The organism is Eisenbergiella porci (genome assembly GCF_009696275.1).
Taxonomy (GTDB): Bacteria; Bacillota; Clostridia; order Lachnospirales; family Lachnospiraceae; genus Eisenbergiella; species Eisenbergiella porci.
On the sequence record NZ_VUMI01000073.1, the window covers coordinates 1 to 25,394 of the forward strand.

Sequence of the window (25,394 nt, forward strand, 5' to 3'; positions counted from 1 at the left end):
TCCTTAAGTGCTTTGATAAAAATACACTTAAATCGTGATGGATTATGAAAAGTAAATCAACCAAAGAATCCTTTATTTATAAGGTTTTCTATCGCCTACTTTGCATAATGTGTAGCTTTTCATAACCAACGCCGCCTTTCTGGTTGGCGATGGCGATGATTTGCGTGTTCATTGACTTCACCTCATTTCTGATTGTTGCTGTTGCTTCTGGAAATAGAAAAAGCCGCCACTCCAAAATGAAAAGTGAAGTGACGGCTCTTTCTATCGCCGGAATACAAATTCCTGAAATGAAAAAAGCACCCAGTCATTTTATACTGAGTGCTACATCAAATTCATATTCAATTATTCAAATTAGGTCAAACTATGCCAAACTGCCACAGACCAAAACAAGGGGAAGTAGGGCTGAAAAGCACCCCAAAAAACATCCCAAAATCGGCTCTCGGTTAACCACTTTGGGCACCACTTGACCCTCTTTTTGCCCTCTTTTTGGCCGGTTAACCACTTGCGGACCACTAAAAATTGGGTGAAAACGGCTCTCATTTTGCCAAATTTGGTCAAACCATATCAGCTAAGTTTAGATACAGTAAAACCCCGGAAAACCTTGATTTTCCGGGGTTTTTGAACCATTTTGATACGGTTTGAACAGCAGATTATCTCTTGCATAACTTCAAACGCCTAAAATAGCCACTTTCCGGGCTTTTTGTTTCTTACGTGCTAATTACTTGTACTGCCCGGTACTGTTTCCTGCTGTTTTGCCTGGTATCCTTTTACCACGCCTATGGCTTCGGCAATCTTCCCAGGTTCCAGCATATCGTTACAGGCTTTTTGTTGCTGCTTGCGCCCCAGGTCTTTATTATAAGCCGGGCAGTTTTCGCAGTCAATTTTTACCTGTTCGCCGCATATTACCAGGGCGGCCAGTCGTTCCGCAGCTTCTTTATACTCCATGCGCCTACACCTACTTAATAACCAGCTTCCAGCCAGTCCGTATAAAGTTTGGCGTAATGTCCGGGTACTTCGCCTTATTGTCTTTTACGATTTTATCCACACTTGTGGCGTACTTCTTCGCAATTTCCCCCAGCGTATCCCCAGTTTTAACCACATATTCACACGCCGCAGTCATTCTATACAATACTTCGCCCTTATCGTTGAATACTGCATAGCCAGCCGGGCAGTTGTTTACTGCGTTGTCGTATACCTTGTACGCTCCTAACTGGCTTGCTGCGTCGTTCCAGCTTTTGCGTACTCTATACCATTTTGTCGCTGCCTGGTCTTCCTTTTTGTTGCTGTAAATAACGGCGCCATTATCCCCGTAAACCGTGTAGCCTTCCGGGCAGTTCTTTATAGCGTTGTCCTTTACTCTGTATGCGCCTATCTGACTGGCTGCATTATCCCAGGACGTACGGACGCGGTACCAGGTTGCTGTTTCCTGCTGCTGTGGCTGCTGTGGCTGTTCCGGTTCCTGGCTTTCCTGTTTCCTCATGCCGTAATAGCTTGCCAGGGCTGCCGCTTCGGCTGCTGCCATTGCCTGCAAATTGCTGTCTACCAGTAACCAGGCTGCCGCCTTCGCATTGGTATGGAATGAATGTTCCAGGATAATGCCCGGTACTCTTACCAGCTTTGCACCGTGAAGGACGCCGTAGTATTCGTCGTCTTTAATGCCGTTTCCGTCCCGGTCGTTCGCGCTTAACTTCGTGTATGTACGTGCTGCCTGGCTTGTACCCATTGCCGCAGCTACTACCTGGGCTAAAATCTCGCCCACGGCCTTGCTTTCTTCGTCAATGCTTACCTTGTCGTCGTTTACCATTGTAATGGCTACCGGATAGTCTACGGAATTATTAACCCCGCTGCCTACCGCATTACTGTGGATACTAATAAACAGGTCGTAGCCTGCTGCCGCTTTTCCTCTGTCTGTTAATCCCAGGTCTTTGGCCTGGTCTGTCCTGGTCGTTCCCACCTTAAAGCCGTACCCTTCTAATGCTGCCTTTAACATATTGGTAAACTTAAACGTAAAGTCGCTTTCATAATATGCCGGAACTGCCGGGCTGCGGTTATACTTTCCGTAGTGGCCTGCGTCCAGCATTATTTTAACTTCTTTCATGGTTCCGCCCTCACTTTCTACATTGTCGTACTGGGTTAAATTGTACTGTTTTACTTTTGCTAATAACTTTTCTTCGTATGATAGCGACGTAGCGTACCCGCCTTGCGCCACTATATGTATTGCTTTTGCTGCGTCTTTCTCTCCCACTATTCCGGGATAACGTAAACTGCCGTCTTCCTTTTTGGCGCCTGCCAAATATGCGCTATGGTCTGCTACAGCTTCCTGCAAAGTCCTGTATTTTCTAAATGGCGCCACAACCGTATAGTACGTACCGTCTTTTCGCTGTTCTGCGGTTTCCTTCTCGTATACGTCCCCGTTCCAGGTGCTACCCGGCCAGTTGTTGCCGCTTAATTGCGTCTTCATTCCATGCGGGTTATTTGCGTTTATTGCCAGTTCGGAAGTTAGCCAGCCGCTTTCTATGATTTCCTGCGCCAATGTTAAGGACGCCAAAATACCACTTTTTTGCATATCTGCCCGCGCCAGCGGTACCATTGTTTCTAAAAACCTTTGTACTTTCTCACTTGCCATATTTTCGCTTCCCTTCTACGCAAAAAAGCCCCGCGGTTTCCCGCAGGGCTTTGCTTTAATTACTCTGTTTTAATTTCCGATACGTTCGCGGCCATTTCTTCGGCTTCTTCTTTTGGTATTGTTCCAATTACCTGGCCTTGTTCGTTGTATACGTTTACGGTGCCGTCCGGGTTTTCATCTAATGCCCCTTCCGGTACCTTGTCGGTGGCAACGGCAATAATATGCCGCTGTTCTTCCTGCTTGTCCTGTTCCTCTGTGTCCGGTAGTTCTTCCGTGTATTTACCCAGGAACTTGCGTACTGCTTCCCATAGTTTTCTAACAGGAAGCCCACATAACGCCATATTTTTAAGGATACTTACCACTTCATAGCATAAATAAAGTAGCCCGAAGAACTCCGCCAGGCCAATGGTGCTAATACTCTGCGGAAAATACGCCCTGGCTTCTTCCGGGATAAATCCAATTAAGTTAATATGTACCAGGCTGTCGATAACTGCCAAAAATACCAGGGATACCAGCATAGATATTTTACGTATTGCGCCGTCAATACCTACGCTGCTGTTAAACTTGTGCTGCTTAAGCGCCCTTCCGGCTCCGAAAAGCGTATCCATTACAACGGCAATTACTACCAGTTGAATAATTGTATTGTGTGCCAATGTGTCTACTAAAATCTTAAATGCGTCCATGTTATTTTTTCCCCTTCCTACTCTGCGGTATCTTCCGCAATTACTAAAGGTTCGCCGTTTTCGTCGTAACCCTGTTCCTTAAGTGCTTCTTTTACTTTCGTTTTGTAGCCTGTTGGTACCTGGTCGTATGTTAGGTCGTGACTAATAATAAGCAGCACGCAGGTAGGCACTATTTTGCTTTTCGGTACCGTGTTAATGTTCCTACCCTTCCTAACCAGTTCTGCGTATACATATTCCATAGTTTTATACCGTTCCTTCCTGGGCTTCGTACAATGCTGCCAGCCCTTCTAATATTGCCAGGTTTGTGTTTTCCTGGTTCGCTACCTGTTCCGCTACGCTTTCGTAAATGTCTGCTAATGCAGCCTGCAAAATACTGTTCTGTTCCTGTAGTGCCTGTATAGCTGGCGTTTCTATCTGCGCTACCAGTTCTTCGTATTCTGCGTATTCCGCCAGGGTTAAGGCCGCTTCTTCGTACTGCCAGGCGTATGCGCTGCTTCCGTCCTGCTGGGTAATCAGTACCCTTTTAACATTCTTGCGAATGTATACCGTGGTCGGGCTGCTTACGCTGTCCGTTAATGCTGGCTTCTTTTCCTGGTTTCCTACTACCTGTTTCCAAATCAGTTTTACCATTGGTCGCCGCTCCTTCCTTTGATTTTTTACTTACTATTTGCTTCATTTGCTTTACGCTTATGTGTGGCTTTATTCTTTCTTCGTACATTTCGTATGTGCTGCTGTTCTTTATCCAGCCCATATACGATAACATGGCCGCGGCGTCGTAATAGGTTGGTCGTAGCTTCCTGTCTATGCGCTTTGCCTTCCTGCATATCCGCAGCATAAGGCTTTTGCGTAGCGTGGTTCTGTCCCGCCAAAACCTAAAGCCCATAAAGTCCAACGCCCTGCCTTTGTGCTTTCCGTCCTTCGTGATATAGTCCAGGCGGAATACTTGGTAATTCCCCTTCATTTGCAGCCTTAAATTATTTTCCAGGTATGCGGCTATGGCTGCGCGTGCCTTGTGCAATTCCTTTTTATTCCGGCCAAATATTACCATGTCGTCCAGGTACCGCACGTAATACTTTACGTGTAGCTGCTCTTTTATGTAGTGGTCTAACCCTTCCAGGAAGAAATTAGCAAACCATTGCGACGTATAATACCCCAGCGGTATGCCTGTTTCGCAGCTATCTATAATTTCATATAGCAGCCATAGCATACGCCTGTCTGTAATCTTGTGCCGCAGCAGCCTTTTTAATACCTCATGGTCTACGCTGTCGAAGTAATGGCGTATATCCATTTGACAGCAGTATTTTGTATTCTTGTGGTCGGTATTTATCCAGCGTTCTATATAGTGTTTCCCGTAGTGTATGCCCCTGTTTGGCACGCTGCCGCAGCAAAATTCATACATACTACGGGTAAATACTTCATAGCAGGACTTAACTACGATATGGTGTATTACCTGGTCGAAAAATCTAATCTTTCGTATTTCCCTTTTCTTTGGCCTTGTACCTTCGTTTATAATGGTTGCCCGTGGTATATGCGCCTTGTAGGTCTGCTTTTCCAGGATATTGTAGAAAAGGTCGGCGTAATGGTCTATCTTCTCTAATACCCGGCGTACGTCTACGCGTTTCTTCTTGCCCTTCGCAGCTTCTATAATCATGGCTTTTATAAACTCACGGTCTAGGCACTTATCATACAAATTACTGTATGTTTTCATCTTTCTTATTACCTAAAGGACGTTCCCAGGTTGCTGGTACTAGCCCCTTCCTTTATCGGTCTTATTTCTACCATGTGGTACCGAAGATACGGGGCATTATCTGTAAAAGAATAATAAGAATGGCAGGCGCCAATGTTCGTGTTCGTATTCGAAGCGGCATTGTTCAAATTCAAGCAGGAAGCGCCGCATAACGCCGCATTGTTCCAGTTGCCACCGACAAGCGCCACGGCGCCCCGTAAATCCGTATATTTTAAGCCAGGCAGCTTTTACACTACCTGGCTTTTGCTTTTTCTCTATGGTACCCGCTTATCTATGCGGGGCTGGCCGCCCCGTGTCCCCGCTGGCGGCTATGCCGCAGGCTGTTCACAAGAAAGGCAGGCGCCAAAGCTCGTGTACGCATTCGAAGCGGCATCGCCCAAACTCAAGCAGGAAGCGCCGCATCCCGCCGCAAAGCCCCAGCCGCCACCGACAAGCGCGTAGTTGCTTTGGCTGTTGTTAAACCAAAAGCCGTCTGCTGCGTACGTGGTCGCGCTACCGGACGCCGTATACCCTACGCGCCCTGCTGCCAGCATTTTGGTTAAGTTGATATAGCCGCCGTTCGTTCCCGCAGGTGTTAAGCCTGTATTTGTGTATCCGCTGCCTGTTGTATTGTATGGCGGTACCTCTTTTGTATAAATCTTTCCGGACAGGTTCATAAGTCCGGCTATACGGTTCCACACATTACCCCAAAAGTTTTCTATATGGAATACCTTTACTGCATTTACTGTACTTTGTGCTTCGGAGTATCCAAAGAACTGGCCTTTTGCTACCAGGCTGCCCGTGTTCATTGCTGCGTTGGCTCCGCCGCGGCCGTATCCAAACGCTACCTGCGCGTTATCGTTTCGGCTAATAAGGCGTAATAAGTCGCCTACCATAGCCCACTCACTAAAGGACTGCGTATACCAGCGGGCGCCGTTTGCTGTTGCGTATGAAATTTCCGTAGCTGCTGTCTGTGATACGCCAGGCGCCTGGCCGGACAGCGAACGCATTTTACTGGATATATAGGAACCTTCAAACATTGCCAGGTACTTAACGTCCATTATGCTGCCGTCCTGGCGTGTGTGCGCGTATGCCGTGTAGGTTTCGTCTAACTGAATATTACAAATATTGCAATATTCGTACTGGCTGTCTTCCCAGCGTTTAAACCACATAAGTGGGAAGGACGCCATAGCATTGCCGCCGTAGCTGCTGTTTGCCACGTCGCTGGCTGTTCCGTCCTTCTTCTTTGTGTAGTCGTTTGCGTCTAATTCGTAATCTACGGTACCGTCATTTTTTACCATATACGGCTTGTTACCTTCGATAAACCAGGCGCCAGCCCAGGAACCATAATTAAACTTACCGCTTGCAAAATCCATAGCCGCGGGCGTCATTCCTACGGCCATTTCCGTATATGTAATACGGGTTGCCGGGTTGCTGTCGTTCTTGTTAATCTTATATCCGTACAAAATATAGGCCTTCGGTGTCGCTTCCAGTCTGTTGGCCTGGTTATAATTGTATAACCCCTGGTCGCTGTACGGGAAAAATGCCAGGTAATACGTTGTATCGTTTACCAGGCCGTTTATTTCTATTCCGTTGCTGCTGTATTTGCCCGGTTCGGTGTTATCTACGACTAATTCGCCGTCTTTTTCGTCTACCGGATAACTGCCCGCCTTAATACGTACCATACAGCCCTTTACCGTACAAATTAACTGGCCGTCTATTACCGTGTCGTCCGGCTCTGTAAAAGTAATTTTTAACTTTCCGTCGCCTACTTTCGCGCTAATGGCCTTCATGTTTGCAGGCGGTACCCCGCCAGCGTGGAAATTCTGTACTGTTTCTTTTGTGTCCTGTACCGCGCCTAATATTGCCTGGCTGGTACTCTCTTTTGCAATCTCGTAGTATTCGCCTACTTCCATTTTATACCACCCTTCTAACGCATAATGCGCCGTTTTTAATTACCAAAGAAAAGCCCTGCGGGTTTTCTTCGCCTGCTGCTACCTGGTCTTCGTCCAGTAATACGCGTTCCGCCTTGTCGTTTTCCAGCGCCGTGGCTCTTTCTTCCAGCCTAATAACTCTGTTCGTTAGGTTCGCTGCTACGTCGCCTTCTAACATTCCCTGTATATCGTCAAACCAGGTCGTAAATTCCTGCTGCCATGCCGTTGTATGGGAATTGTACCAGGTTGCAAACGCCTGCTGCTGTTCTGTGTACCAGGTAATATATGCCTGCTGCTGTTCCTGCGTCCAGGCTTCAATATCCACCTGGGTAGTTTGTTTAAATTCCTGCAAATACGCGTAAAATTCGTTAAATATTTCCTGCGTGTCTGCCTGTTCCACTAATCCGGTAACAATTCCGCATAGGGAAGTATTTAAGCGCTGGTCTGTAATCTTTGCTGCTGTAATGGTTACAATGCCCGCACTTACGTATACGTCAGCTAATGCCAGTTCGTACGCGTCTGCGTCCCTGGTTAATTCCGGCGCTGTAGGGCTTGCGCTGTAGCTGCCCTTTTTAACCGCAAGCGTTATAATCCTGTTGGTATAGTCGCAGCGTAATACGATACGGTCTATACGGTTTAATGCTCCGTCTGCGGTATCCAGCGTTATAGTTGTGTCCGCTTCCAGCATATACATACGCCCTGCTATGAACCCGGCGCCTTTTCCTACTTTTAGCTTCATTCCTTCGCTTGCTGTTACTTTCAGCCTGTCGGCGCTGCTGTAAAATACGCCGTTGCCAATGAATAAAGCAAAATAGGCCGCCCAGTCTTCCGCGCTGTACTTCCTGTCGCCCGATACCGAACGGAACGGAAAATACTTTTCTGCTGCCATGTTTTCGCTACCTCACTTTCCTAATTTGTTGTATAAGCGTTGGTAGGCTTTCGCCTAACGTTGCTTCTATTTCCTTCGTGCCGTTCTGATATGCCAGGCATACGGCCGTTATTCGTACATCAATACGTATCCCCCAGTTTTTTTCTATGCAGGTTACGCGGTCGCCTAAATTAAAGTCTTCGCCATATTTTAGGTTACTGGTTATATTGATTATTGCCGTAAATGATACCGTTTCCCCGTAGTCTTCCAGGGCGTCGGCCGTTGCTGCTGCCAGCATTTTTTTATACTCTGCTTCCGGTATCGTTATTTCTACGTCGTTTTCGGTGTATTGCCTGCTTATGTTTGACATATCTACGTAAACTTCGTCGCGGTCTATTCCTTCGCCGCCCTGGTCTACTTCTACCAGGGGCGCCGTTCCGTTTTCGTCCGCTGCACCTGTGGCATACATTACGTTTTTGCTTCCTTCGTCGCTTTCCGTGTATTCCTGTTCGTTTACGTTGTCAAAATCACGCGAAAAAATAGAAGGCGTGTTACCTTCGCTGTTGCCGCTGGTTAGGTCTTTACCTTTGTATAGCCAAAATCCGTACTGCCTGGTATTCTCATTTATTAAAATGTCATACCCCAGCTTTCCGGCCAGCGCCCTGTTGTATATCTCTTTCCCGGCGTCTGTGTAGTCTTCGTATGCAAATTCTGTACTGCTGCCGCCTAAATCTTCCTGCGCCAGTATTACAAACTGCTTAAACTGTCGCTTTGTTGCTGCGCCAGTCCCGTGGTTTTCCGTTACTATCCGGTTTATTTTCTGCTGTTCTGTCCCGGTCATAACAATTTTGTTAAGTATAATGCGTTTACTTAACCACTTTTTCAAAAAATGGCCTTGTACTTCTATCTGTTCGGCGCCTTCGGCGTCCTTTGTGATATGCCTGTACCTAATTTGCGTTCCACGTCGCCAGTTTCCTGTTTCGTCCGTATAATCCGCTGCCCCGTCGTGCAATACTATTATGTTGCCCTTCTTAAGCAGCTTTTTATTGTTTTCTGTCATTGGTACAAGTAACTTAAGGTCGCCTACTGTACCTTCGTTCCAGTATGTAGGCGTCCATAGCAGGCTTGCTATTTCATCAATAACGCCCAGGGGCGTTAATTCTTTGTCGTATACTCTTAATTCTACGTTATCCATGAATTTATACCCCCAGGTACTTATTGCTGTGGTATATGGTCGCTTCCAGGGCTGTTACGCCACTTTCCGCGTCATACCTAAATACATTGTCGCCTATTGCAAGCTGCATAAATGTGCTGTCTACGTCGATATGCCGGAAGTAGTCTATTACTTCGCCGTCCCTGGTTAGTGTAGCGCCTTTGCTGCCGTAATCCGTGTTAATGGTTATTACGTCGCCTGCTACCATTGTGGTGTCAATCAGCTTAATATACTCTTGCGTATTCACATTCAAAAGTACCGGATTAACAACCGTTCCAATGGCTCTAAACTCTACACGCATACCGCTTCTTACGTCGCCTTCGTTGTATACGTTTACAATTACGGACGGTTCGCGGTATCCCAGTTCTATGCCTTCTTCGGGTATCTCAAAATCAAATTCCCAGGAAGATACCCAGGCGGCTATATCTTTCTTCGCTTCCGCTTCTTCTCTCCAAAATGGGTTGCAGCACGTAATAGGTATTGTAAACTGCATAAATACTTTGCTGCTTTTGAATACCGGGCGCCCGTCTACCCTGCAATCTATCACGCGTACGAAGTCCTTATAGGTGTATATTAACTTTGCGTCCAGTTCCGCGTTTAATATCTTTTCCGCCTTGCGGCGTAATTCTAAAACCCGGTCTTTGTCTGTTGTGTTAATGTTTCCTACTATGGTTATGTCCCTGGCTTCGTAGCGCTGGCCTATGTAGGTGTCGCCATGCTGTCCCATACTGTTGGTTTTATATATTGTGTTGTCAATACCAGCAATTCCGGTAACGTCTTTGGATACGTTACAATGGTAAACGCTGGTTATACCAAATTCCAGGGTTTCGCCCCTGGAATTTATGTATGTTAGCTTCTCGTAATCCATTAAGCCACTACCTCTCTTGCTATGTCTTTAAACTGTTTCGCTGCTTCTTTCTGCTGTGCTTTGTAGCTGGTGTCTTTTGCGTAGATATTCTGAACTACTGTTATGCCGCCTGCTGCCCCGCCGGAACCTCTCGGCGCCTTCGGTTCGTAGTCGTCGTCTGTTTCAGCGTCAATATTAACCTTGCTGCGTACGTCAAATTCGCGCGGTATGCTGTTGTTAATATCCTGGCTTACTTTCTCCATTTCGTCCGTAAATCCTACGCCAATACCTTGCGCCAGGAATACGCCCACCTGGTCGCGCATTACTTTGGACGGGCTGGCAATACCAAAGAAGGACTTAAGGCCGTCTAATACGGCGTCGCCAAATCCCTTAATTTTGTCTAAAATCCAGTCTTTCGCGTTGTTTATACCGTTCCAAAGGCCTTGTACTATGTTGGTACCGATATTCATTAACTTGTTAGGCAAATCCTTAAAGCCGTCTACAATGCTGGTACATACCGAAGCTATGGCGCTTTTGGCCTTGTCCTTCATTTTGGTGCCCCATTCTGCAATTTTATTTACGCAGGTTATAATTGTGTTCCAAATCTTGCCCGGTAAATCTTTAAGCACGTTTACAATTTTGGTTATCATGTCCGCCATTGTGGCGCGTGCCTTTTCCTGCATTTGGGTGCCCCATTCTCCCAGCTTTGTTATAGCGTTTACGATTGCGTCCCAAATTTTGCCCGGTAAATCTTTCAGTATGTCCCAAACCTTTTGTATAAGGTCTAACATAACTACGGCTACCTTCGGTATAGCTTCGGCCAGGCCTTCTACGATTGCTATTACAATCTGTGGTAGGTTTTCTATCAAAATTGGCAGGGCTTCTACTAATCCGGTTGCCAGGGCTACGATAATTTCGCCCGCGCACTCTATAACCTGGGGTAGTGCTTCTACCAGGCCGTTAATTATTGCTACGATAATTTCGGGTAGGCGTTCCGCCAGCATTGGTAACGCTTCTACCAGGCCTTGCGCCAGGCCTACTATAATGTCGGCTGCTGCCTGTATAATAGTTGGTATGTTTTCCGCCAGCGTTTCCACGATAAATAATACCAGGTCTACAATTTGCGGTACTAACTGCGGTAATGCGTCTGCAATTCCCTGCGCCAAAGATACTATAAGTTGTACGGCACCTTCCACAATAGAAGGTAGCAGGTCTATAATTCCCTGTACTAGCGTGTTAATAATCTGTATGGAACTGTCTATAATGGTCGGTAGATTTTCGCCTATGCCTTGCACAAGTGAGTTGATCATACTTACGCCCATTTCTACAAATTCCGGTAGTTTTTCAGCTATCAGATTAACCGCGCTGCTTAACGTGCTGCCTATCACTTCGGCCATTTTCCCCATGTCGCCGTTTGCTTCCTGTATTCCCCGGCTAAAGTCGCCCAGGATTGTTACGCCGTCGCTTGCCAGCGTATCCAGGAACGGTAAGGCTATCATGGCCGCTGCGTTCTTAAGTCCGCCTAATCCAGCTTTAAGCTGCTGCATTTTATCATCAAACGCGCCCAAAGCTGCCAGGTTGTCGCCGCTCATTACTGCGCCCATTTTCTCCGCTTCTTCCCCGCACTCTTTAAATGCTTCGCTGCCCGCTTCGATAACTGTACGCAGGTCTTTGCTGCTTTTGCCTAGCAAGTCTGTAGCCAGGTTGTCCCTTTCTACTTCGTCCGTTACTTTCCCCAGGGCGTCGATAACGTCCCAGTAAACTTCTTCGCTGTCCCTAAAGGTTCCGTCCGCATTTTTGATACTAACCCCTAGCTTTTCGTACGCAGCGGCATACGTTTTATTTCCGTCTGCCGCGTCGCCCATTCTTGCCTTGTTTTTCTCCATTGTGGCGGTTAATGTGTTTATATCTCCGTCAATGAAATTTAACGCGTACTGGTACTTTTGTATGCTGTCTGTCGCTATTCCGGTGTTTGCTGATATTGTTAAAACGTCGTCCGCATACTTTCCACCAGCAACCGTAAGGCCTGCCAGGGCTGTGGCTGCGCCTACTGCCGCGGTTCCCATTGCCGCCACACCTTTTGCTATTACGCCGCCTATACTTCCTACTACGCTGCCTAAATTACTAAAACGGCCGCTTGCGTCGTCCGCCTGTTTACCGCTGTCTTCTACCTCTTTCCCGAAGTCGTCGGCGCTTTTTTCTGCTTCTTCTAATGCTTTGTCTGTATCGTCCAGGGCGTTTTTAGTGTTTGCAAGGGCTGTTTTCTGCTGGTTTAACGCAGTTTCCAGCCTTTTGGCGCCGTCGCTGTTTTCCCCCTGGGCTTCCTTCATGGCCTTTAAGGCTTTTTCTGTTTCTTCCACCTTTTTAGCCTGTTCGTCATAGGTGCGCTTTAATACGTCCTGCTTTGCTTTTAATGCTTCCGTACTTGTGGCGTTGTTTTTGTACTCCGCGGTAACTAATTTCATTTCCGAACCCAGCAACTTTAAATTACTGTTAAGTTCCTTACAAGCTGCTTTATATTCCGCTTCGCCGTCAAACGCCAGCCTGGTTTTTATACTGTCTGTTTTATCAGCCATATATTAAAATCCCCCTAACGCTATGTCTATTGCGTCCACGCCTTCCGGTTCCGCCTGGTTTGTGTGTCTAAACTGCTGCGGGTTATATTCTTTGTGGTATCCAAAAAGGGTATTTATTTTGTATGGTGTCATTTTCCATACTTCCCGTTCCGGGTACCGAAGCATTGTTACGCCAATATACAAAAGGCGGGCGGTGTCTAAAATACCTGCCCGCTCTCCACGTTTCCCGTGTCTACTTCGCTTTCGTTTTCTCCTGGCGTATCTACCGTCGGCTCATTGTCGCCATTTGTTCCTACTGCAAACGCCTTTAAAATTGCGCTTTGCACTTCAATAATGTTTCCTGTGTGTATCCAGCGGCCTACCTGCTTTTCCGTTACTTCCGGTTCGTTTTCTTCGGCACCTTCGTTAATCAGTAATGCAAGCAGCCATTTTGTATTTTTAATCCAGTCTTTGTTATCCTGGTTAAATACTTCCGCCAGCTTGTCATATCCCCCAAATTTGTCCTGTATTTCGTCAAGGGCATTAAGGGAAAACAATAAATGGCGTTCCTGTCCGCCTATCTCTATAGGGTATCTACCGTCTTTAATTGCGCTCATATACAAAAATCGGGCGCAAGCCTATGCCTGCGCCCACTCCTTCCCGTTATTATGGATTGCTTGCACTTGCAGCGGCTTTAGGCTCTCTTACTTTTGTTAAGAAAGTCTTTGCCACTTCGCTGGTTTCCAGTCCTGTGTAATCAGCTTTCCAACGTCCGTCGTGACGTTTGAAAAATTCGCCTTCAATCTCCGGCGTATTGAACTGGATAGCTTCGCCCTTCGTTTGGAATTTCTCGTTAGGGATTTTGAACTTTACTTTATAAAGCCAAATATAACGGTATTTGCCGCCTGTCTTCTTTGCTCGGAAGCCTACGGCTACGTATGGCGGTTCATCATCAGCGCCGCCATAAATTACCTTGTCGTCGTCTACTTCCTGGCCTAACAACGTTGCTACGTCTTCGGTTTCCAGGTCTTTAATACCCAGCTTTAAGGCGCCCTTTACGAACTCTTTTACGCTTTCGCTTACTGCGTCGTCCGCGTATAAGGTACCTTCCGCAGTTGTTACGGATAAATCGGCCGTCATAACTTCGGCCAGCTTTTTAGGCGTTGCGTATGTAGGTACGCCGCCTTCGCCTTCTGTAATGGTGGAATACACCAAATCTTTTAAACCTATTGTCATGGCTCTTTACTCCTTTATAATTTGTGTTGTTATGGGTACTATCCAGTACCCTGTTGCTTCTTCGTAGCTTTCCTGGTCTACGCTCGTAACTCCGTAGCCTGCTGCCCGCAGGTTCTTTACTGTCTTGTCTACCAGGGCTTCAAAATCGCACTTGGTAATAATTCTTACTAAATACGTTTCTGCTTCTTCTTTTACTTCGTCGTCCGCTACTAATGCGGGCTGCCTGGTAATCCGCTGGAAGGTGTAATATGTGGCTGGTTTTTCCTGCCCTTTTTTAACTTTCCAAACCAGGCGCGCGGCCGGGTGGCCGCTTTGCTCTAAAATCTCTTTAATTTTAGCCATTGTTTACCCCCTGCCAAACTTCGTACATGGCGTCTGTTGTCTGCTGGTGGGCTTTCTCGTTCGCTGCTGTCATATATGGCCGCGCAGGTATTTTACTGGTGCCATATTGTGCTATAAATCCGATAGTTGCATAACGTACGTTGCTTTTATCTCCCTTGCGGTCGTTTCCGTGTTTGGCTTTACCTTGCGGGTATACCTCTACGTAGCGTTCCGTATCGTCGCCCTTTATCTTCGTTGCAGCTATAGACTGAATAAAGCCCGCTGTTTCCTTTATCCCCATTGCTGCCGCTTCGTCCTGCTGTGCCTTTACCAGTACAGCGGCGCCCGCTTCCAGCATTAAGGGTACTGCCTTTGTGGCCGCTTCTTCCATTCGTAAAAATTTCTGTGCTACTTCTTCCAGGCCTATGGTTGTAAATTCTCCCATATTAGCCCCCCTTCCTGGCCTTCTTTCTCGGTCGTCGGAAGGTCTGTTAATGTCAGTTCTATTACGTCGCTGTCCGGCGGCTCGTAGGTCTTAAGCACGCTGTAGCGCTTGCCTTCAAACTCTACCAGGTTTTCCCCGGCGTAGTCTATGCAATGTACTTCTACTTTGGCTTCTACCTGTTTGCCTGCCTGCTGCGCCTTGTAATATTCGCCCTGGCTTATGCTTCTCTTGTTGCAAAATACCAGGCGTTTGCTTTCCTGCGTCGGATTATCGAACCCGTTTTCGTTGGTCTTTTCTTCCGGTTCGGTTTCGGTAATCAAAGTAATTTCATTACACCACTTCGCCACTTTCTACCGCCCCTTCCTGTTCCGTCGTCCCGGTGTCCGTGTTCTCCGGTTTTGTTTGGTATTCTTCCATAAGGGATAACGCAATTTTTAGGCTGTCGTACGACTGCCTAAACTGCTGCGCCTTGTCGCTGTATCCAAATTCCGCCTTGCAGTAGATTGTAATAGCCCGGATAATAAGCGCGTCGCTTTCGTCCAGGTTATTTACACCCACCTGCTGTAAATCGCGCTTGCACGCTTCTATACAGTCGTTAATTTCGTCGGTAATGGTCTGCGCCTGGCTGCTAATCCTTAATGCGCCCCTTATCTTTTCTGTTAATTGCGTTGCCATACACTCCCTGCCTTTCATCAATAACGGGCTACGTGTTGCCGCAGCCCGTGTTATTGGTTACTGATTAGCTGGACGCCTTTTTCTTAAGGGTTACAAGACTGTTTTTGTCTACTACCTTACCGTCGGCAAGCATAACGCCCTTTGTTACCATGTCGTCGGTGTCGTTGTCTTCGTACTTCTTTACGCCCATTGCGTAGTTAGTGTTAAGTACGTAATCCTTAAAGTTGAATACGAACGCTACTACGTCCCCAGTGCTTGCAGCGTCGAAGCTGTTAAGGTAATCGCAGCATACTACAGGTCTACCCAGTAATACGCGTTCCGGCTTGCCTGCAATTCCGTAGTTTACGCGTGCAATAGGCTGCCCCTGCTGGTCTGTCATGCCAATAAAGCCCATGAATGTAGCTTTAGACATACACCATACTGCGCCTGCTTCGTACGCCTGCGGTAATGCGCCTTCTACCTTCACAATGTCAGCGTATGCCAGCTTTGCGGTTTCGATTGCCTGGCCTGTTGCTGGTGTTTCCTTAATGATACCCTTCGGCTGGCCTGTACCTGTACCGGAAATAATGGCCTGTTCTAACGCTTTTGTCATTGCTTCCACAATGTTGTTAATTAACAATGTTTCAAACGCAGACATAGCCATATTTTCTACTTCCAAAGATACAGCAACGGCGCAACGTAATTTGTGATATGCAAAAGTTACCATGCCGTCCTTTGCTGCGGTCTTCTTCTGTTTGTCGCTTCCTGCGCCTTCGGCTACCCATGTTGCAGTAGGCTTAACGCTGGATACAGGGATAGCAACGCCGCCCTTGTATGCAGTTCTTGTAACAAGCGCCAAAATCATACCTGTACTTTCCAGCTTTTCTACAATCTGATTAAGTACGGTAGTAGGAATTACGGCGCCTACGTCTGTGGTCTTTGTTACGGCGTCGGCTCTGTACTCTGTAGGAATTGCGGTACCTCTTACCACATAATCCATAAACGCCTTGCGGTACTGCATTGTTGCGTACTTGTCGTCGCCTGTTTCCTGGCTGCCCCCTGCTGCCGGGAAGGAACGTAATACAGTAGGTGCGCCCTGGCCTGTTACTGCCTGGCCTGCTGCTACTGCTGCCAAAATTCTGTTACGCTGTTCCTGTGTGCCTGCTGCTGCCTGTAGCTGGCTTCTTTCTTCCTGTAAAGCTGCTACCTCTGTTTCCAGGGCTGTTAATTCGTCTGCGGTCATTTCCGCGCCCCTGGTTGTAATCTCTGTGTTAATTTCTGCTAATCTTGCTTCGATTTCCTGTAAAGTGTGCATAATGTTTCTTTCTCCTTTTCTTTTTTGGATTTTTATAGCATTGTTCTTAACTTTAGTAACTTTGCCCGGCGTTCCAGGTACTCCGCCTGTATTTGCTCGTAACTCCGCGTAGCAAAATTCCGCGCGCTTATTTCGGTTTCTTCGTTAGCAGGCCTACTAACTGCGGAAACGTCATAAACTTTTTTTATTTCCAAAACGTCCCTTGTAATGGTTCTTGCTTTGCGGTCTTCCGTAATGCTGTCTTTTGCGACTACGAACGCCCAGGACATTTTAGTAACTAATTCTGCTTCTATATCCTGGTACAGTCCGCGCGCTGCGTCGGTTCTTCCCAGGTCAGCACAAACAAAAAGCCCCACATTATCCGGCTGGATAATAAGGGACTTGGTTTTACCCGTTCTTGCGAACACTCGCCCGGTATGGTCGTACTGCATAATAACGTCTGTCATGTCTGCGCCGTCCAGCGCGTGCCTGTCGATACGTTCGTAATACTTCCACCCGTCCGAAAACTCAAATAATAAATAAGGACTATCAAACGTAGTCGCGTAACCTTCTACGTAATAGTCCGTCTGTATGCGCTTTGCTGCTGCCGCTGCGGATAGTGGCGCCGCCAGCGCTCTGTATTCTCTTTCTTTTACTACTGGCATTTTCTATACACCCCTTTCCTTTATTCCTGGTTGCCTTCCAGGTTGTCCCCTGGCTCCGGTTCCGTTGGTTCGGTCGGCTCCTTTGGTTCTGTTGGTTCTGTCGGTTCGTCATACGTCGGCTGCTTTGGAACTCCGCCAGCGTTTAGCTGGGATACTTCGGTATACTCTTTTCGTATGTAGTACTTGTCCCCGTCTTCTACGTGTGCCATGTTCCATATATCCATAACGCCGTTGCGGTTTAGTAATGCCCTGTCGAATAGCTGCGTAGATACTTGCAGCTTTGTGGCGTTGCTGGCGTACTGCAAACGGTTGGCCGTCCAGGTAATCATATTACCGCGGTTTATTTCGTTCTGCGTGTAGGTCATGTTTGACATAACAATAGACAGCATAATAGCGAATGGCTCTATTTTCCCTTCGTAATATGCGTTCCATATATTCTCGTCGTATTTGTTCGTCAAAATTTCCATGTTGGTGCTAAAGTGAATAAACACATTTTCGTTAATTTGCTGCATTTGCAGCGCATTAACTGTATACGGCTTGCTGTCTACCTGTTTCAGTTCGCTAAACTTTCCGTCGTAAATAATCATGCCGCTTTTGTTGTCTTCGCTTAAGTTATCCGCCGTGAAGCGTTCGCGCTCTTTTTTAATATCTTCCGGTTTTAGCATATTTGCTACTTTTGCCAGGAAGCGAATATTAGCGCTATTCTTTACCGCGTTAATAATTCCTTCGTTTTGTGTGTGTAATAGCTGCATAGTGGGTTTTAATACCCTGTTGTCTTCTCCGAAAAGGTCGTCGCTATACTGGTACTGCGTCATAATTCCCACGCGGTCGAACTCTATAGCTGCAAACTCCCCATTTGCAAACTGATAACGCAAATAAATAATGCCGCCAGCTTCTACAATCTCGCAGCGCTGCGGCAAAATAGGGTAATAACCTATAAGGCGGCCTAACTGGTCTTCTACCGGGACTATGAATACGTTATTATCCACTTCCCATATTGTCGCAACCCTGTAAAGGAATTGCGGCGTACTCATAAAAAAGTTAGGCTTAAATTGTAATATCTTTTCCAGGTATGGTTTAGCGCTGCCGCTAATTTCCGGCTTTAGCTTGCTGCACATTGTAGCAAATCTATGTACCGCTGCCCTGGTTAAATCCATTTCATACAGGCCGCCGCTGTATGTTGTAAATACCGGACTGTATCCGTTTAGCATTTTGAAATAGTTGTCTATAACTATTTGCTTTTTGCTTTTGAATAAATAGTCTTTAAGGCTCGTTTTTCTCACTCCCTTCTACGCTGCATTTTTCAGCAGTTCGCCTATTTCGTCATAATATTTTTGTCGTACCGTCATTGCGTCGATAACGGATACGAAGCCGTCTATATGGGCGCGGCGTTCAATCTTTACAGGCCTAAACTTTCGCGTTTCCATATTCTGTTTAAGTGCCACATTAAGGAAGTGCCCTTTAAGTAGGTTGTTGCTGCAAATTTTAAAGTTTCCGTCCTTAATTATTCCTTCAAATTCTCGTATTACAGGGGTTAAGTTTTCGCCCTGGAATACGTCGTCCGTATGGAAGCCATAGCCGGACAGGTCGTTAATAAGATACTGGGCGCTGTATCGGTCGTAGCCAATTTTAAGCGTTCGTATTTCGTAGGTTTCCAGCAGCATTACAAACCAGTTGTATACGTCCCGGTAGTCTACGTAATTTTCGCCCGATAATGTTAATACGCCCTTCTTTACGAATATGTCGTATGCTATGCCGTCCGTGGCTGTTAATGCTTCTATGCGGCCGTGTGGCATAAAGAATTGACAGAATGAGTATAAAACGCCGTCCCGCTCGATAATTACGCAGGCCGCCGTTAGGTCTGTTGTTTGTGATAGGTCTATACCGCCTACAGCGTAGCAGCCCCGGAAGTCTTCTAATGTGTACGGCGTTTCCTTGCCGTCTATTGTCTTTACTGCCGTTGCCTTTTCTACTACCTGGCTTTCTAGCCATGCAATACTACTATTCTGTTTAATGTTACAGTACTTGCATAAGAACTCTGCGCGCTTACTTAAGCTGCCTTCCGCTACCGCTATTTCTTCCCGGAAGAAGTCGGCCGTAACAGATACGCCCATATTAGGGTTAGCCTTCTTAAGTTCTTCTATGTCGTTCCACTTCTCTACGTCGTCTATCATGTAAAGCAGCGGCAGTAATCGTTTTTCTTTACTGCTGCCCTTAAGGAACTGCGTAGAACGCTTCATAAGTTCGTCGTATATGCTGTCGTTTACATATCCGGCCGTACTGATTGACAAAATAATAGGCTGGCGCCTTGCACCTAACGCAGATTTCATTACTTCATACTGTTTTAATCCGCCGTCCCCGCTCCATGCTGCTATTTCATCACATACAACTAACTGCGGGTTAAATCCGTCGGACTTCTTCGCGTTAAATGCGATAGGCTTTATTACTGTGTTGGTTTCTGCTATGTATATGTCGCTGCGTCGTTTCTTGGCTTCCGCCTTTAGTTCTTCTTCGCTGTTTACCATTTGGTAAAAACCGTCATATACTAACGCTGCCTGGTCTAATTTTGGCGCCAGGCAATAGATTTCCTGGCCGTATTCCGGTTCCAGGTATGCCATATATGCGATAATGGCCGACGCAAAAAGCGACTTACCATTTTTACGCCCAATTACTATAAAAACTTCACGAAAAATACGTATATTTTGTTCATCAACGCAGCCAAAAATAATAGAAATTGCCGCCTTTTGCCATAATTCTAGCTTTAATAAATCGTTGCGGCCTTTGCTATGGTGGCAATAATTTTCTATAAACTTAATGGCCTTGTTTGCCTTTTTCGCATTAAAAAAATAGTCGCCTGCTTCTAGTGCATTTACGACTATTTCGTATATTGTTTTTATCCATTTTCCTACTACAATTTCGCCGCTGCATATCTTTGCGTAGTACTCATAAATATAATTTTTGTACGGTATCAATTATTCTTCACGAAGCAGCGCCAGGCCGCTTTTTTTCTTCTTTGGTGCTGCTGGTGCCAGTTCCGCTAAAGTCTTAATAATTGCGGTGTAATTCTTTATCATGGTGTTGTATACGTCCACTTCCGGGGACTTCTTCGTACCGTACTGGTTTTCCCCGTTCTTGTACTCGCATACGCAGCCTTCTTCTTCAATTACTTTCTGCAATTCCTCTAGTTCAACGTGCATAAAAGCAGCCTTTTGTATCAGCGGCATTACAACCTTTTTCTTATTCTCGTCTAAATCCTTGAAAACGCCTTTAAGTCGGGTATTTTCCGACTTAATCCGCTGTTCTTTTGTCTTTTCTTTGCTATTTGCCATAAAATACCTTCCTTCCCGGTACACCCCACCCCCTACACCACGTACGCGCGCGCCCGCAGGGTATTTTTGTAGTATCCCCCTCGGTATTCGTCCCCTTAATTTTTTTCGGACGATAGGGGGGTATACACTATGTTGCCTTCTTCGTCGAAGTTGTAACGCAGTTTCGGTTTTTTCTTGTGGTGTTCCTTATTGTGGCAATCCTGGCATAACGCTTCTAGGTTGTCCCAGCATAGCGTTATGTATGGGTTGTTTATATTCTCCCTGGTTAGCCATGTCCTGTGGTGGCATATCTTTGCTGGTTCGCCGCAGCGTTCGCATATATTATTTTGGCTTTCTAAATATGCGTCCCTGCATTGTTCCCAGGACTTCGACAAGTAGAACGCTTCCGCCCACTTCTTCATAGCTTCCCTTCTTTCTTTCCTGGCGCCCTGGGTTTCATGCGCCAGGCCGGAGGTTGTCACATGAAAGAAAAATAGCAGGCGCCTTGTGTCGGCTTCCTGCTACTATCTTCATGCTATCATAATACCATTTCTAAACCACCATAAAAACCCCAGCTTTTTACCACGTTTTCCCTACTTCGTTGTACCCAGTAGGTTTATGTATGCAGGAAGTAATACGCAGCCTTCTTGTATTTGTTTCTTTAACTGCTGCCGTATGCGCTGCATATCGTCCGGCTTTATCAATGTTTGCACCTGGAATATATAAACCTTCCGTCTGTCGTTAATTATTATTCTATTGTCTTTCATCTTCCAGCCCCCATAACAGTACAGACATTTCGTTTATGATATTTGTTACCCAGCGCCGTGGCGTGTTCTTTCCCAGGCGTTCCCCGGTGTCCTTCTCCACCTGGTCTATTATCTGTTCGTAACTCATGCCCTGCATAAAATACATATCGAATACCTGGTATTCTACTTCCCTGCCTGCTGCCTTCCTGCGCTTTGCCATTTCGTCTATGGCCTTGTCTATATTCGCAGTCATAAGTAAAGTCTTAAACCTTGTACGCCTTACGCTGCGTAAATAGGTTTCCTGCTGTTCTTCCGTCATGTCTTCAAGTTCTAATTGTGTGCCTTCGCTTATTGCGTTTTCGATATGGAAAACCGCGTCCCTGTAGCAGCGCATAAGGCTAAATGTATCATGGTATTTGTTTTTCTTCTTCTCTTTCGCTTCTTCCTTTCGCAGTTCCTTAATGGCTTCTTTTGCTGCGGCCTGTAACATGGCCTGTAAATCTTCTTCGGTAACTGCTATGTATACCCCTTCTTTTTCCTCTGTTTCTGCTGCTGCGTTTTCTGCTATATTTTCCATGCCTTATATTTCCCCTTTCTTTTCAGCTAAACGGTAATTCGTCGTCCACTCCGTCCGGGATACTCATAAACCCGCCTTCGTCTACTGCTGCCTGCTGGCTTCCTTGTCTTGCTTCGGCTTCCGCTTTGCTTTCTCCGAAGCCTAAAGAACTTGCCAGTATTTCGGTGTAGTATACTTCCCGGCCGTCCTTTGTATAATGGCCTGTTTTAATCTTCCCTGTTACTTCTACTTTGCTGCCCTTGCTTAACCACTTTTCCGCCCATTCCGCTGTACGCCCCAGGCATTTAATGTTAATAAAATCTGCTGCGCCTACGTCGTCTACAGCAAGCGTAAAGCGTGTAATTGCTACGCTGTTATCCTGGCCGCCGTACCTGGTAGTAGGCGTCTTTGTCAGACGCCCGCTTAATGCTGCTATATTCATTTTGTCGCTTCCCCTTTCTTTACCTGGCCTTCTACGTAATCTACTAACCGCTGTTCCTGGGTGCTTCTTCGCTGGTTCATAAATGCCGGAACCTCTAATACCTTTATTTCTTCCTTCTTCGTTGCTTTTGCTTTGTCCTTATTTGCCAGCTTGCATAATGCGTAAAGCGTTTCGCAAATAATAAGCGTAATTAGTACTGCTGTTAAGTTAATTGTTGCTGTCATGGTTTAATACCCCCTTTTATCAATGCTTTGTAAAAGCTGCTGTTTTAATTCTTCGTCTTGTACCACGTATGCGGTTAAGGTTTCTACTGCTGGGCTTATGATAATTTCCACTTCTTCCCGGTCAAAATTTTTTCTAATAACTGCTGCCGTGGCTGCATTTGCAATTACTAACGCCTGCTGCTGCCTGCATATTGCTAATGTTGCTTGCAGGTTTTTAATTGCCGTATTCATTCCCTGCGGTGTTATCTGTCCTGCTGCCGCAAAGTCCTGTATTATCTGTCGTTCCTGGCGCTGTATTTCCTTCTTTGCCGCTCTTTCCAATATTTCCCGCGTTGCTTGTATGTAATCCATATTGCCCGTTTCTCCTTATCTGCCTTGCCATTGCTTTGGCGCCTTCCGTTTCCAGGTTATCCAGGAACCTTAAAAATTCGTCTTCCGGCATGGTCTTTATTCTCTCTGTTGTTTCCCTTGTAGCCCTTGCGAATTTTTCCAGGGTGTCACATATTACCGGAATAGCGGCGCGTATGCTTTCCGCTACTGTTTCCATTGTCCTGGCCATTATCCTGCCCCATTCTTTACCGTAGTATTTTACTTCGGTCTTTGGTGGGTTATGGCCGTACTTTTTCTTGTAGGCCTTCTTTTTCTGCCGTCTATTCATGCTTTAACCTCTCTAACAGTTTGCGGCGTCGCGCTCTTGCCAGGCGTGCCCTTGCTCTGTCTTTCTTTCTGTGATTTCTGCCCGTGGATTTTCTGAACGGCTCCGCATTTATCATAATTGGCATTTCCTGTACTACGCCCAGGTTCGCGGTATATGTAACGCGGCTGGCGCCCACATTGCAAAACCCGTAAATATCCGGGCTTTCTTCTCTTGTAACCTTAATCGTTACCATGTCCCCGCTGCATAACACTTCTTCCAATTCGCATAATAGCCGTTTTTTCATGTCCTTTTCTTGCATTGCTTTTATTTCCGGCTGCGTATTGTCAACTATGCAGCTAACGCGGTATTTTTCGTTACTCTCCATTTTGTGCCACTCCTTCCAGGTCGTTTATGTTCATTTGTCCCGGTAACTGTTCTTGCTGTGGTTCCTGTTCCGGTTCTTCGCCTTTTGCCCTGGCTTCCAGCCTAAATAAAATGCCTTGCAGTTCGGTTACGTCGTCTACGCCCATTATGTCTACGTGATACATAAGGCTGCGTACTGTGTATATGCCCCATTCTCTATTAGTCCAGGTGTCGCGGTTCTCCGGTAAGCCTATTACTAACTGGCTTTCGGTGTCCGTTTCGGACACGTTGGAAGCGTTGGCCTTATCTTCTACATAGCGCTTTAATTCCCTGGCGTTTTCTGCTTCAATTTCTGCCTGTGCCTGCTTGTCTGCTGCGTCTGCTATGGCTGCCTGGGCGTCTATTTCTGCCTTTTCGGCGTCTTCCGCTGCCTTGTCTGCTTTGTCCTGGGCTTTTGCTGCTATTTTCTCCGCTACTTTTTGGGCTATTTCCTTCGTTTTCACGTTTTCGCCTGCTGCCGCCCTGGCTGCTATGGCCTGCTGTTCTTCCGGTGGTAGCTTTGCAGCTTCGTACGCTGCACTTATACCTATTTTGCCTTCTTTGAATTGCTCTTTTATTTCCGGTTCCGCATTGTTGTTAATCTTTTCAATACGTGCCATATTCGTGGGCTTCTCTCCCAGGATTTCGCCTACCAGGTCACGTATGCGGCCTTCTATCGTGATTTCCCCGGCGTCCCTGGCTGCTTCTAATGCTGCCTTTAACCTGGCTGCAAGTTCTGTTTTCTCGTAGTCGGTTAATTCCTGGGTGTATCCATTCCCGGCCAGTAATGCCAGTTCGTACATAATTTCCGACATATCCCGGTAGAAGTAACGCACCTTTGCATATTCCTGGTACCCACGTTCCAGGTTGTAAATGTTCGCCAGGTTTCTGCGGTGGCCGTCGATTATGCGGTATTCTCCGTTTACTCTTGCCAATACTGTGGGCTGTTCTTGTCCTACCAGTAAAAAGCTGTCTGCCAGCTTGTCTATGTCCTTACATTCCTGGCGCGTATTCTTTGGCGCTTCCTTCACTTCGTACGGGCTTAAGTATATTTCCTTGTATTCTGTCCCGGCTGTGGTGCCTGCTGCCGCCCTGGCTTTATTGTTCATCATGTCTAAAATGTTAAATGCTGCCATATTATCGTACCCCCTGTCCTGTTAATTCCTGGTATTCTGCCACAAATCTTTTATAGTCGCGCGCCGTCCAGCTTCGCGGCTTGTACTCTGTAATTGTCTTACCGAAAAACGTACTTTCTGCCGCTGCCTTGCCATACCAAATAACGGTATTAAACAGCTTGTAGCCTTTTTCGTGTAGCCATTCCAGGCCTGCCCGGTTCGCGTCGTCATTTTGCCACATAGTAACCAGGGCGCCAGTAAATTGCAGCTTGTTATTTATCTGCTTCATACTTTCCACCTGGTCTATGATTGTGTCTAATCCTTCCAGCGCCCAGGCGTCCACCTTCGTAGGTACTATTACGTCGTCAGATACAGCCAGGGCGTTAATTACGTTTAACCCTAAATCCGGCGGGTTGTCGATAATAACGTAATCGTACGTCTTTTCCGGCTCTAACGGGTATGCCTGTAATAATGGCTTAAACCGTTCTACCTGGTCGGCGTCTGCTGCTACCGTTAAATCGTTTGTGGCCTGCAATAGTGACATATTGGCGGGTATAATATCCAGCCCGGCATATCCCGGTAATACTACCCGCAGGTCGTTAATGCTTTTATACCAGCCGCGTAACAGCTTTGCGCTGCCGCTCTCTACGTCGTCCTGGTATACTCCAAACAGTTTAGATAAATTCCCTTGCTTGTCATTGTCTACAAGCAGTACGCTTTTACCCTGGTTGTTTAGTACGTGCGCCATGTTGGCCGCTGTGAAGGTTTTACCAACGTTATGCGAAGCTTCGCATAACGTTGGTTATGAAAAGTAAGTTATTATGCAAAGTGGAGCCCACACTTTGTTGATTATATAAAGTGTACGGGCTCTTTAGACTTTGCATAATTCGGAAGAAC

General features: G+C 46.5%; 30 protein-coding genes and 1 pseudogene. 1 reads left to right on the top strand and 30 read right to left on the bottom strand.

Annotated elements, in window-relative coordinates:
* Window positions 1-143 precede the first annotated feature (143 nt).
* Entirely contained in the window at window positions 144-467 is a 324-nt protein-coding gene (locus FYJ45_RS29915) for a hypothetical protein (RefSeq protein ID WP_195842004.1), read from the top strand.
* A 247-nt stretch (window positions 468-714) separates the two neighbouring features.
* Here the strand turns inward: FYJ45_RS29915 and FYJ45_RS26500 are convergent, their stop codons facing one another.
* The 30 genes and pseudogenes from FYJ45_RS26500 to FYJ45_RS26645 form a co-directional block, all read right to left on the bottom strand.
* Entirely contained in the window at window positions 715-945 is a 231-nt protein-coding gene (locus tag FYJ45_RS26500; protein WP_154468026.1) for a hypothetical protein, read from the bottom strand.
* A gap of 10 nt (window positions 946-955) precedes the next feature.
* The gene (locus FYJ45_RS26505; RefSeq protein ID WP_154468027.1) at window positions 956-2,626 is read right to left on the bottom strand and encodes a glucosaminidase domain-containing protein; all 1,671 of its coding nucleotides are present in this window, start codon (window positions 2,624-2,626) and stop codon (window positions 956-958) included.
* Between the two features lie 59 nt (window positions 2,627-2,685).
* Window positions 2,686-3,309 (bottom strand): phage holin family protein, encoded by a 624-nt coding sequence (locus FYJ45_RS26510; protein WP_154468028.1) that lies wholly within the window; start codon window positions 3,307-3,309, stop codon window positions 2,686-2,688.
* A gap of 17 nt (window positions 3,310-3,326) precedes the next feature.
* Entirely contained in the window at window positions 3,327-3,548 is a 222-nt protein-coding gene (locus FYJ45_RS26515; protein WP_154468029.1) for a CD1375 family protein, read from the bottom strand.
* Between the two features lie 4 nt (window positions 3,549-3,552).
* Complete coding sequence (locus FYJ45_RS26520; RefSeq protein ID WP_154468030.1) at window positions 3,553-3,939, bottom strand: hypothetical protein; 387 nt, start codon at window positions 3,937-3,939, stop codon at window positions 3,553-3,555.
* A complete protein-coding gene (locus FYJ45_RS26525; protein WP_154468031.1) occupies window positions 3,833-5,017 on the bottom strand; it encodes an RNA-directed DNA polymerase in 1,185 nt (394 codons plus the stop codon). Before FYJ45_RS26525 ends, FYJ45_RS26520 begins: the two co-directional genes overlap by 107 nt.
* A gap of 347 nt (window positions 5,018-5,364) precedes the next feature.
* A complete protein-coding gene (locus FYJ45_RS26530; RefSeq protein ID WP_154468032.1) occupies window positions 5,365-6,951 on the bottom strand; it encodes a hypothetical protein in 1,587 nt (528 codons plus the stop codon).
* Between the two features lies 1 nt (window position 6,952).
* Window positions 6,953-7,858, bottom strand: coding sequence for a hypothetical protein (locus tag FYJ45_RS26535; protein ID WP_154468033.1), 906 nt, complete (start codon window positions 7,856-7,858; stop codon window positions 6,953-6,955).
* 7 nt (window positions 7,859-7,865) lie between these two features.
* Window positions 7,866-9,032 (bottom strand): siphovirus ReqiPepy6 Gp37-like family protein, encoded by a 1,167-nt coding sequence (locus FYJ45_RS26540; protein WP_154468034.1) that lies wholly within the window; start codon window positions 9,030-9,032, stop codon window positions 7,866-7,868.
* 4 nt (window positions 9,033-9,036) lie between these two features.
* Window positions 9,037-9,918 (bottom strand): phage tail family protein, encoded by an 882-nt coding sequence (locus FYJ45_RS26545; protein WP_154468035.1) that lies wholly within the window; start codon window positions 9,916-9,918, stop codon window positions 9,037-9,039.
* Entirely contained in the window at window positions 9,918-12,473 is a 2,556-nt protein-coding gene (locus FYJ45_RS26550) for a phage tail protein (protein ID WP_154468036.1), read from the bottom strand. Before FYJ45_RS26550 ends, FYJ45_RS26545 begins: the two co-directional genes overlap by 1 nt.
* Window positions 12,474-12,670: 197 nt before the next feature.
* Window positions 12,671-13,069, bottom strand: coding sequence for a hypothetical protein (locus FYJ45_RS26555; protein WP_154468037.1), 399 nt, complete (start codon window positions 13,067-13,069; stop codon window positions 12,671-12,673).
* 49 nt (window positions 13,070-13,118) lie between these two features.
* The gene (locus tag FYJ45_RS26560; protein ID WP_154468038.1) at window positions 13,119-13,688 is read right to left on the bottom strand and encodes a major tail protein; all 570 of its coding nucleotides are present in this window, start codon (window positions 13,686-13,688) and stop codon (window positions 13,119-13,121) included.
* Window positions 13,689-13,694: 6 nt separating this feature from the next.
* A complete protein-coding gene (locus FYJ45_RS26565; protein WP_154468039.1) occupies window positions 13,695-14,030 on the bottom strand; it encodes a hypothetical protein in 336 nt (111 codons plus the stop codon).
* Window positions 14,023-14,454 (bottom strand): hypothetical protein, encoded by a 432-nt coding sequence (locus FYJ45_RS26570; RefSeq protein WP_154468040.1) that lies wholly within the window; start codon window positions 14,452-14,454, stop codon window positions 14,023-14,025. The genes FYJ45_RS26565 and FYJ45_RS26570 overlap by 8 nt, the downstream gene beginning before the upstream one ends.
* Window positions 14,433-14,801, bottom strand: a complete 369-nt coding sequence (locus FYJ45_RS26575; RefSeq protein ID WP_321170318.1) for a phage head closure protein — start codon at window positions 14,799-14,801, stop codon at window positions 14,433-14,435. Before FYJ45_RS26575 ends, FYJ45_RS26570 begins: the two co-directional genes overlap by 22 nt.
* Window positions 14,785-15,129 carry a phage head-tail connector protein gene (locus tag FYJ45_RS26580; protein ID WP_154468041.1) on the bottom strand — a complete coding sequence of 115 codons (345 nt, stop codon included), beginning with the start codon at window positions 15,127-15,129 and terminating at the stop codon, window positions 14,785-14,787. The genes FYJ45_RS26575 and FYJ45_RS26580 overlap by 17 nt, the downstream gene beginning before the upstream one ends.
* A gap of 64 nt (window positions 15,130-15,193) precedes the next feature.
* The gene (locus FYJ45_RS26585; protein ID WP_154468042.1) at window positions 15,194-16,423 is read right to left on the bottom strand and encodes a phage major capsid protein; all 1,230 of its coding nucleotides are present in this window, start codon (window positions 16,421-16,423) and stop codon (window positions 15,194-15,196) included.
* Between the two features lie 32 nt (window positions 16,424-16,455).
* Complete coding sequence (locus tag FYJ45_RS26590) at window positions 16,456-17,067, bottom strand: HK97 family phage prohead protease (protein ID WP_154468043.1); 612 nt, start codon at window positions 17,065-17,067, stop codon at window positions 16,456-16,458.
* A gap of 20 nt (window positions 17,068-17,087) precedes the next feature.
* Complete coding sequence (locus FYJ45_RS26595) at window positions 17,088-18,350, bottom strand: phage portal protein (RefSeq protein WP_321170319.1); 1,263 nt, start codon at window positions 18,348-18,350, stop codon at window positions 17,088-17,090.
* Window positions 18,351-18,356: 6 nt separating this feature from the next.
* On the bottom strand, window positions 18,357-20,039 hold the full coding sequence (locus FYJ45_RS26600) for a terminase large subunit (protein WP_154468044.1): 1,683 nt from the start codon (window positions 20,037-20,039) through the stop codon (window positions 18,357-18,359).
* A complete protein-coding gene (locus FYJ45_RS26605; RefSeq protein ID WP_154468045.1) occupies window positions 20,040-20,396 on the bottom strand; it encodes a P27 family phage terminase small subunit in 357 nt (118 codons plus the stop codon).
* Between the two features lie 732 nt (window positions 20,397-21,128).
* Window positions 21,129-21,698 carry a hypothetical protein gene (locus FYJ45_RS26610; RefSeq protein ID WP_154468046.1) on the bottom strand — a complete coding sequence of 190 codons (570 nt, stop codon included), beginning with the start codon at window positions 21,696-21,698 and terminating at the stop codon, window positions 21,129-21,131.
* Window positions 21,699-21,720: 22 nt separating this feature from the next.
* A complete protein-coding gene (locus FYJ45_RS26615; RefSeq protein ID WP_154468047.1) occupies window positions 21,721-22,119 on the bottom strand; it encodes a single-stranded DNA-binding protein in 399 nt (132 codons plus the stop codon).
* On the bottom strand, window positions 22,116-22,343 hold the full coding sequence (locus FYJ45_RS26620) for a hypothetical protein (RefSeq protein WP_154468048.1): 228 nt from the start codon (window positions 22,341-22,343) through the stop codon (window positions 22,116-22,118). Before FYJ45_RS26620 ends, FYJ45_RS26615 begins: the two co-directional genes overlap by 4 nt.
* A gap of 3 nt (window positions 22,344-22,346) precedes the next feature.
* A complete protein-coding gene (locus FYJ45_RS26625; RefSeq protein WP_154468049.1) occupies window positions 22,347-22,574 on the bottom strand; it encodes a hypothetical protein in 228 nt (75 codons plus the stop codon).
* Window positions 22,558-23,001 (bottom strand): hypothetical protein, encoded by a 444-nt coding sequence (locus tag FYJ45_RS26630; RefSeq protein ID WP_154468050.1) that lies wholly within the window; start codon window positions 22,999-23,001, stop codon window positions 22,558-22,560. Before FYJ45_RS26630 ends, FYJ45_RS26625 begins: the two co-directional genes overlap by 17 nt.
* On the bottom strand, window positions 22,994-23,365 hold the full coding sequence (locus FYJ45_RS26635) for a hypothetical protein (RefSeq protein WP_154468051.1): 372 nt from the start codon (window positions 23,363-23,365) through the stop codon (window positions 22,994-22,996). The genes FYJ45_RS26630 and FYJ45_RS26635 overlap by 8 nt, the downstream gene beginning before the upstream one ends.
* Window positions 23,355-24,518: a ParB/RepB/Spo0J family partition protein gene (locus FYJ45_RS26640; RefSeq protein ID WP_154468052.1), complete on the bottom strand. Its 1,164-nt coding sequence runs from the start codon at window positions 24,516-24,518 to the stop codon at window positions 23,355-23,357. Before FYJ45_RS26640 ends, FYJ45_RS26635 begins: the two co-directional genes overlap by 11 nt.
* Before the next feature lies 1 nt (window position 24,519).
* Window positions 24,520-25,263: pseudogene (locus tag FYJ45_RS26645) on the bottom strand (ParA family protein); the annotation flags it as partial.
* Window positions 25,264-25,394 lie beyond the last annotated feature (131 nt).

What these genes read in the sequence shown, in the direction of transcription:
- FYJ45_RS26510 (WP_154468028.1), bottom strand. Translation starts at nt 3,309, where the DNA reads ATGGACGCATTTAAGATTTTAGTAGACACATTGGCACACAATACAATT.
- FYJ45_RS26585 (WP_154468042.1), bottom strand. Translation starts at nt 16,423, where the DNA reads ATGCACACTTTACAGGAAATCGAAGCAAGATTAGCAGAAATTAACACA.
- FYJ45_RS26525 (WP_154468031.1), bottom strand. Translation starts at nt 5,017, where the DNA reads ATGAAAACATACAGTAATTTGTATGATAAGTGCCTAGACCGTGAGTTT.
- FYJ45_RS26560 (WP_154468038.1), bottom strand. Translation starts at nt 13,688, where the DNA reads ATGACAATAGGTTTAAAAGATTTGGTGTATTCCACCATTACAGAAGGC.
- FYJ45_RS26605 (WP_154468045.1), bottom strand. Translation starts at nt 20,396, where the DNA reads ATGGCAAATAGCAAAGAAAAGACAAAAGAACAGCGGATTAAGTCGGAA.
- FYJ45_RS26610 (WP_154468046.1), bottom strand. Translation starts at nt 21,698, where the DNA reads ATGGAAAATATAGCAGAAAACGCAGCAGCAGAAACAGAGGAAAAAGAA.
- FYJ45_RS26505 (WP_154468027.1), bottom strand. Translation starts at nt 2,626, where the DNA reads ATGGCAAGTGAGAAAGTACAAAGGTTTTTAGAAACAATGGTACCGCTG.
- FYJ45_RS26555 (WP_154468037.1), bottom strand. Translation starts at nt 13,069, where the DNA reads ATGAGCGCAATTAAAGACGGTAGATACCCTATAGAGATAGGCGGACAG.
- FYJ45_RS26570 (WP_154468040.1), bottom strand. Translation starts at nt 14,454, where the DNA reads ATGGGAGAATTTACAACCATAGGCCTGGAAGAAGTAGCACAGAAATTT.
- FYJ45_RS26535 (WP_154468033.1), bottom strand. Translation starts at nt 7,858, where the DNA reads ATGGCAGCAGAAAAGTATTTTCCGTTCCGTTCGGTATCGGGCGACAGG.
- FYJ45_RS26565 (WP_154468039.1), bottom strand. Translation starts at nt 14,030, where the DNA reads ATGGCTAAAATTAAAGAGATTTTAGAGCAAAGCGGCCACCCGGCCGCG.
- FYJ45_RS26620 (WP_154468048.1), bottom strand. Translation starts at nt 22,343, where the DNA reads ATGACAGCAACAATTAACTTAACAGCAGTACTAATTACGCTTATTATT.
- FYJ45_RS26625 (WP_154468049.1), bottom strand. Translation starts at nt 22,574, where the DNA reads ATGAATACGGCAATTAAAAACCTGCAAGCAACATTAGCAATATGCAGG.
- FYJ45_RS26550 (WP_154468036.1), bottom strand. Translation starts at nt 12,473, where the DNA reads ATGGCTGATAAAACAGACAGTATAAAAACCAGGCTGGCGTTTGACGGC.
- FYJ45_RS26630 (WP_154468050.1), bottom strand. Translation starts at nt 23,001, where the DNA reads ATGAATAGACGGCAGAAAAAGAAGGCCTACAAGAAAAAGTACGGCCAT.
- FYJ45_RS26515 (WP_154468029.1), bottom strand. Translation starts at nt 3,548, where the DNA reads ATGGAATATGTATACGCAGAACTGGTTAGGAAGGGTAGGAACATTAAC.
- FYJ45_RS26615 (WP_154468047.1), bottom strand. Translation starts at nt 22,119, where the DNA reads ATGAATATAGCAGCATTAAGCGGGCGTCTGACAAAGACGCCTACTACC.
- FYJ45_RS26545 (WP_154468035.1), bottom strand. Translation starts at nt 9,918, where the DNA reads ATGGATTACGAGAAGCTAACATACATAAATTCCAGGGGCGAAACCCTG.
- FYJ45_RS26530 (WP_154468032.1), bottom strand. Translation starts at nt 6,951, where the DNA reads ATGGAAGTAGGCGAATACTACGAGATTGCAAAAGAGAGTACCAGCCAG.
- FYJ45_RS26540 (WP_154468034.1), bottom strand. Translation starts at nt 9,032, where the DNA reads ATGGATAACGTAGAATTAAGAGTATACGACAAAGAATTAACGCCCCTG.
- FYJ45_RS26635 (WP_154468051.1), bottom strand. Translation starts at nt 23,365, where the DNA reads ATGGAGAGTAACGAAAAATACCGCGTTAGCTGCATAGTTGACAATACG.
- FYJ45_RS26580 (WP_154468041.1), bottom strand. Translation starts at nt 15,129, where the DNA reads ATGGCAACGCAATTAACAGAAAAGATAAGGGGCGCATTAAGGATTAGC.
- FYJ45_RS26640 (WP_154468052.1), bottom strand. Translation starts at nt 24,518, where the DNA reads ATGGCAGCATTTAACATTTTAGACATGATGAACAATAAAGCCAGGGCG.
- FYJ45_RS26520 (WP_154468030.1), bottom strand. Translation starts at nt 3,939, where the DNA reads ATGGTAAAACTGATTTGGAAACAGGTAGTAGGAAACCAGGAAAAGAAG.
- FYJ45_RS26590 (WP_154468043.1), bottom strand. Translation starts at nt 17,067, where the DNA reads ATGCCAGTAGTAAAAGAAAGAGAATACAGAGCGCTGGCGGCGCCACTA.
- FYJ45_RS26500 (WP_154468026.1), bottom strand. Translation starts at nt 945, where the DNA reads ATGGAGTATAAAGAAGCTGCGGAACGACTGGCCGCCCTGGTAATATGC.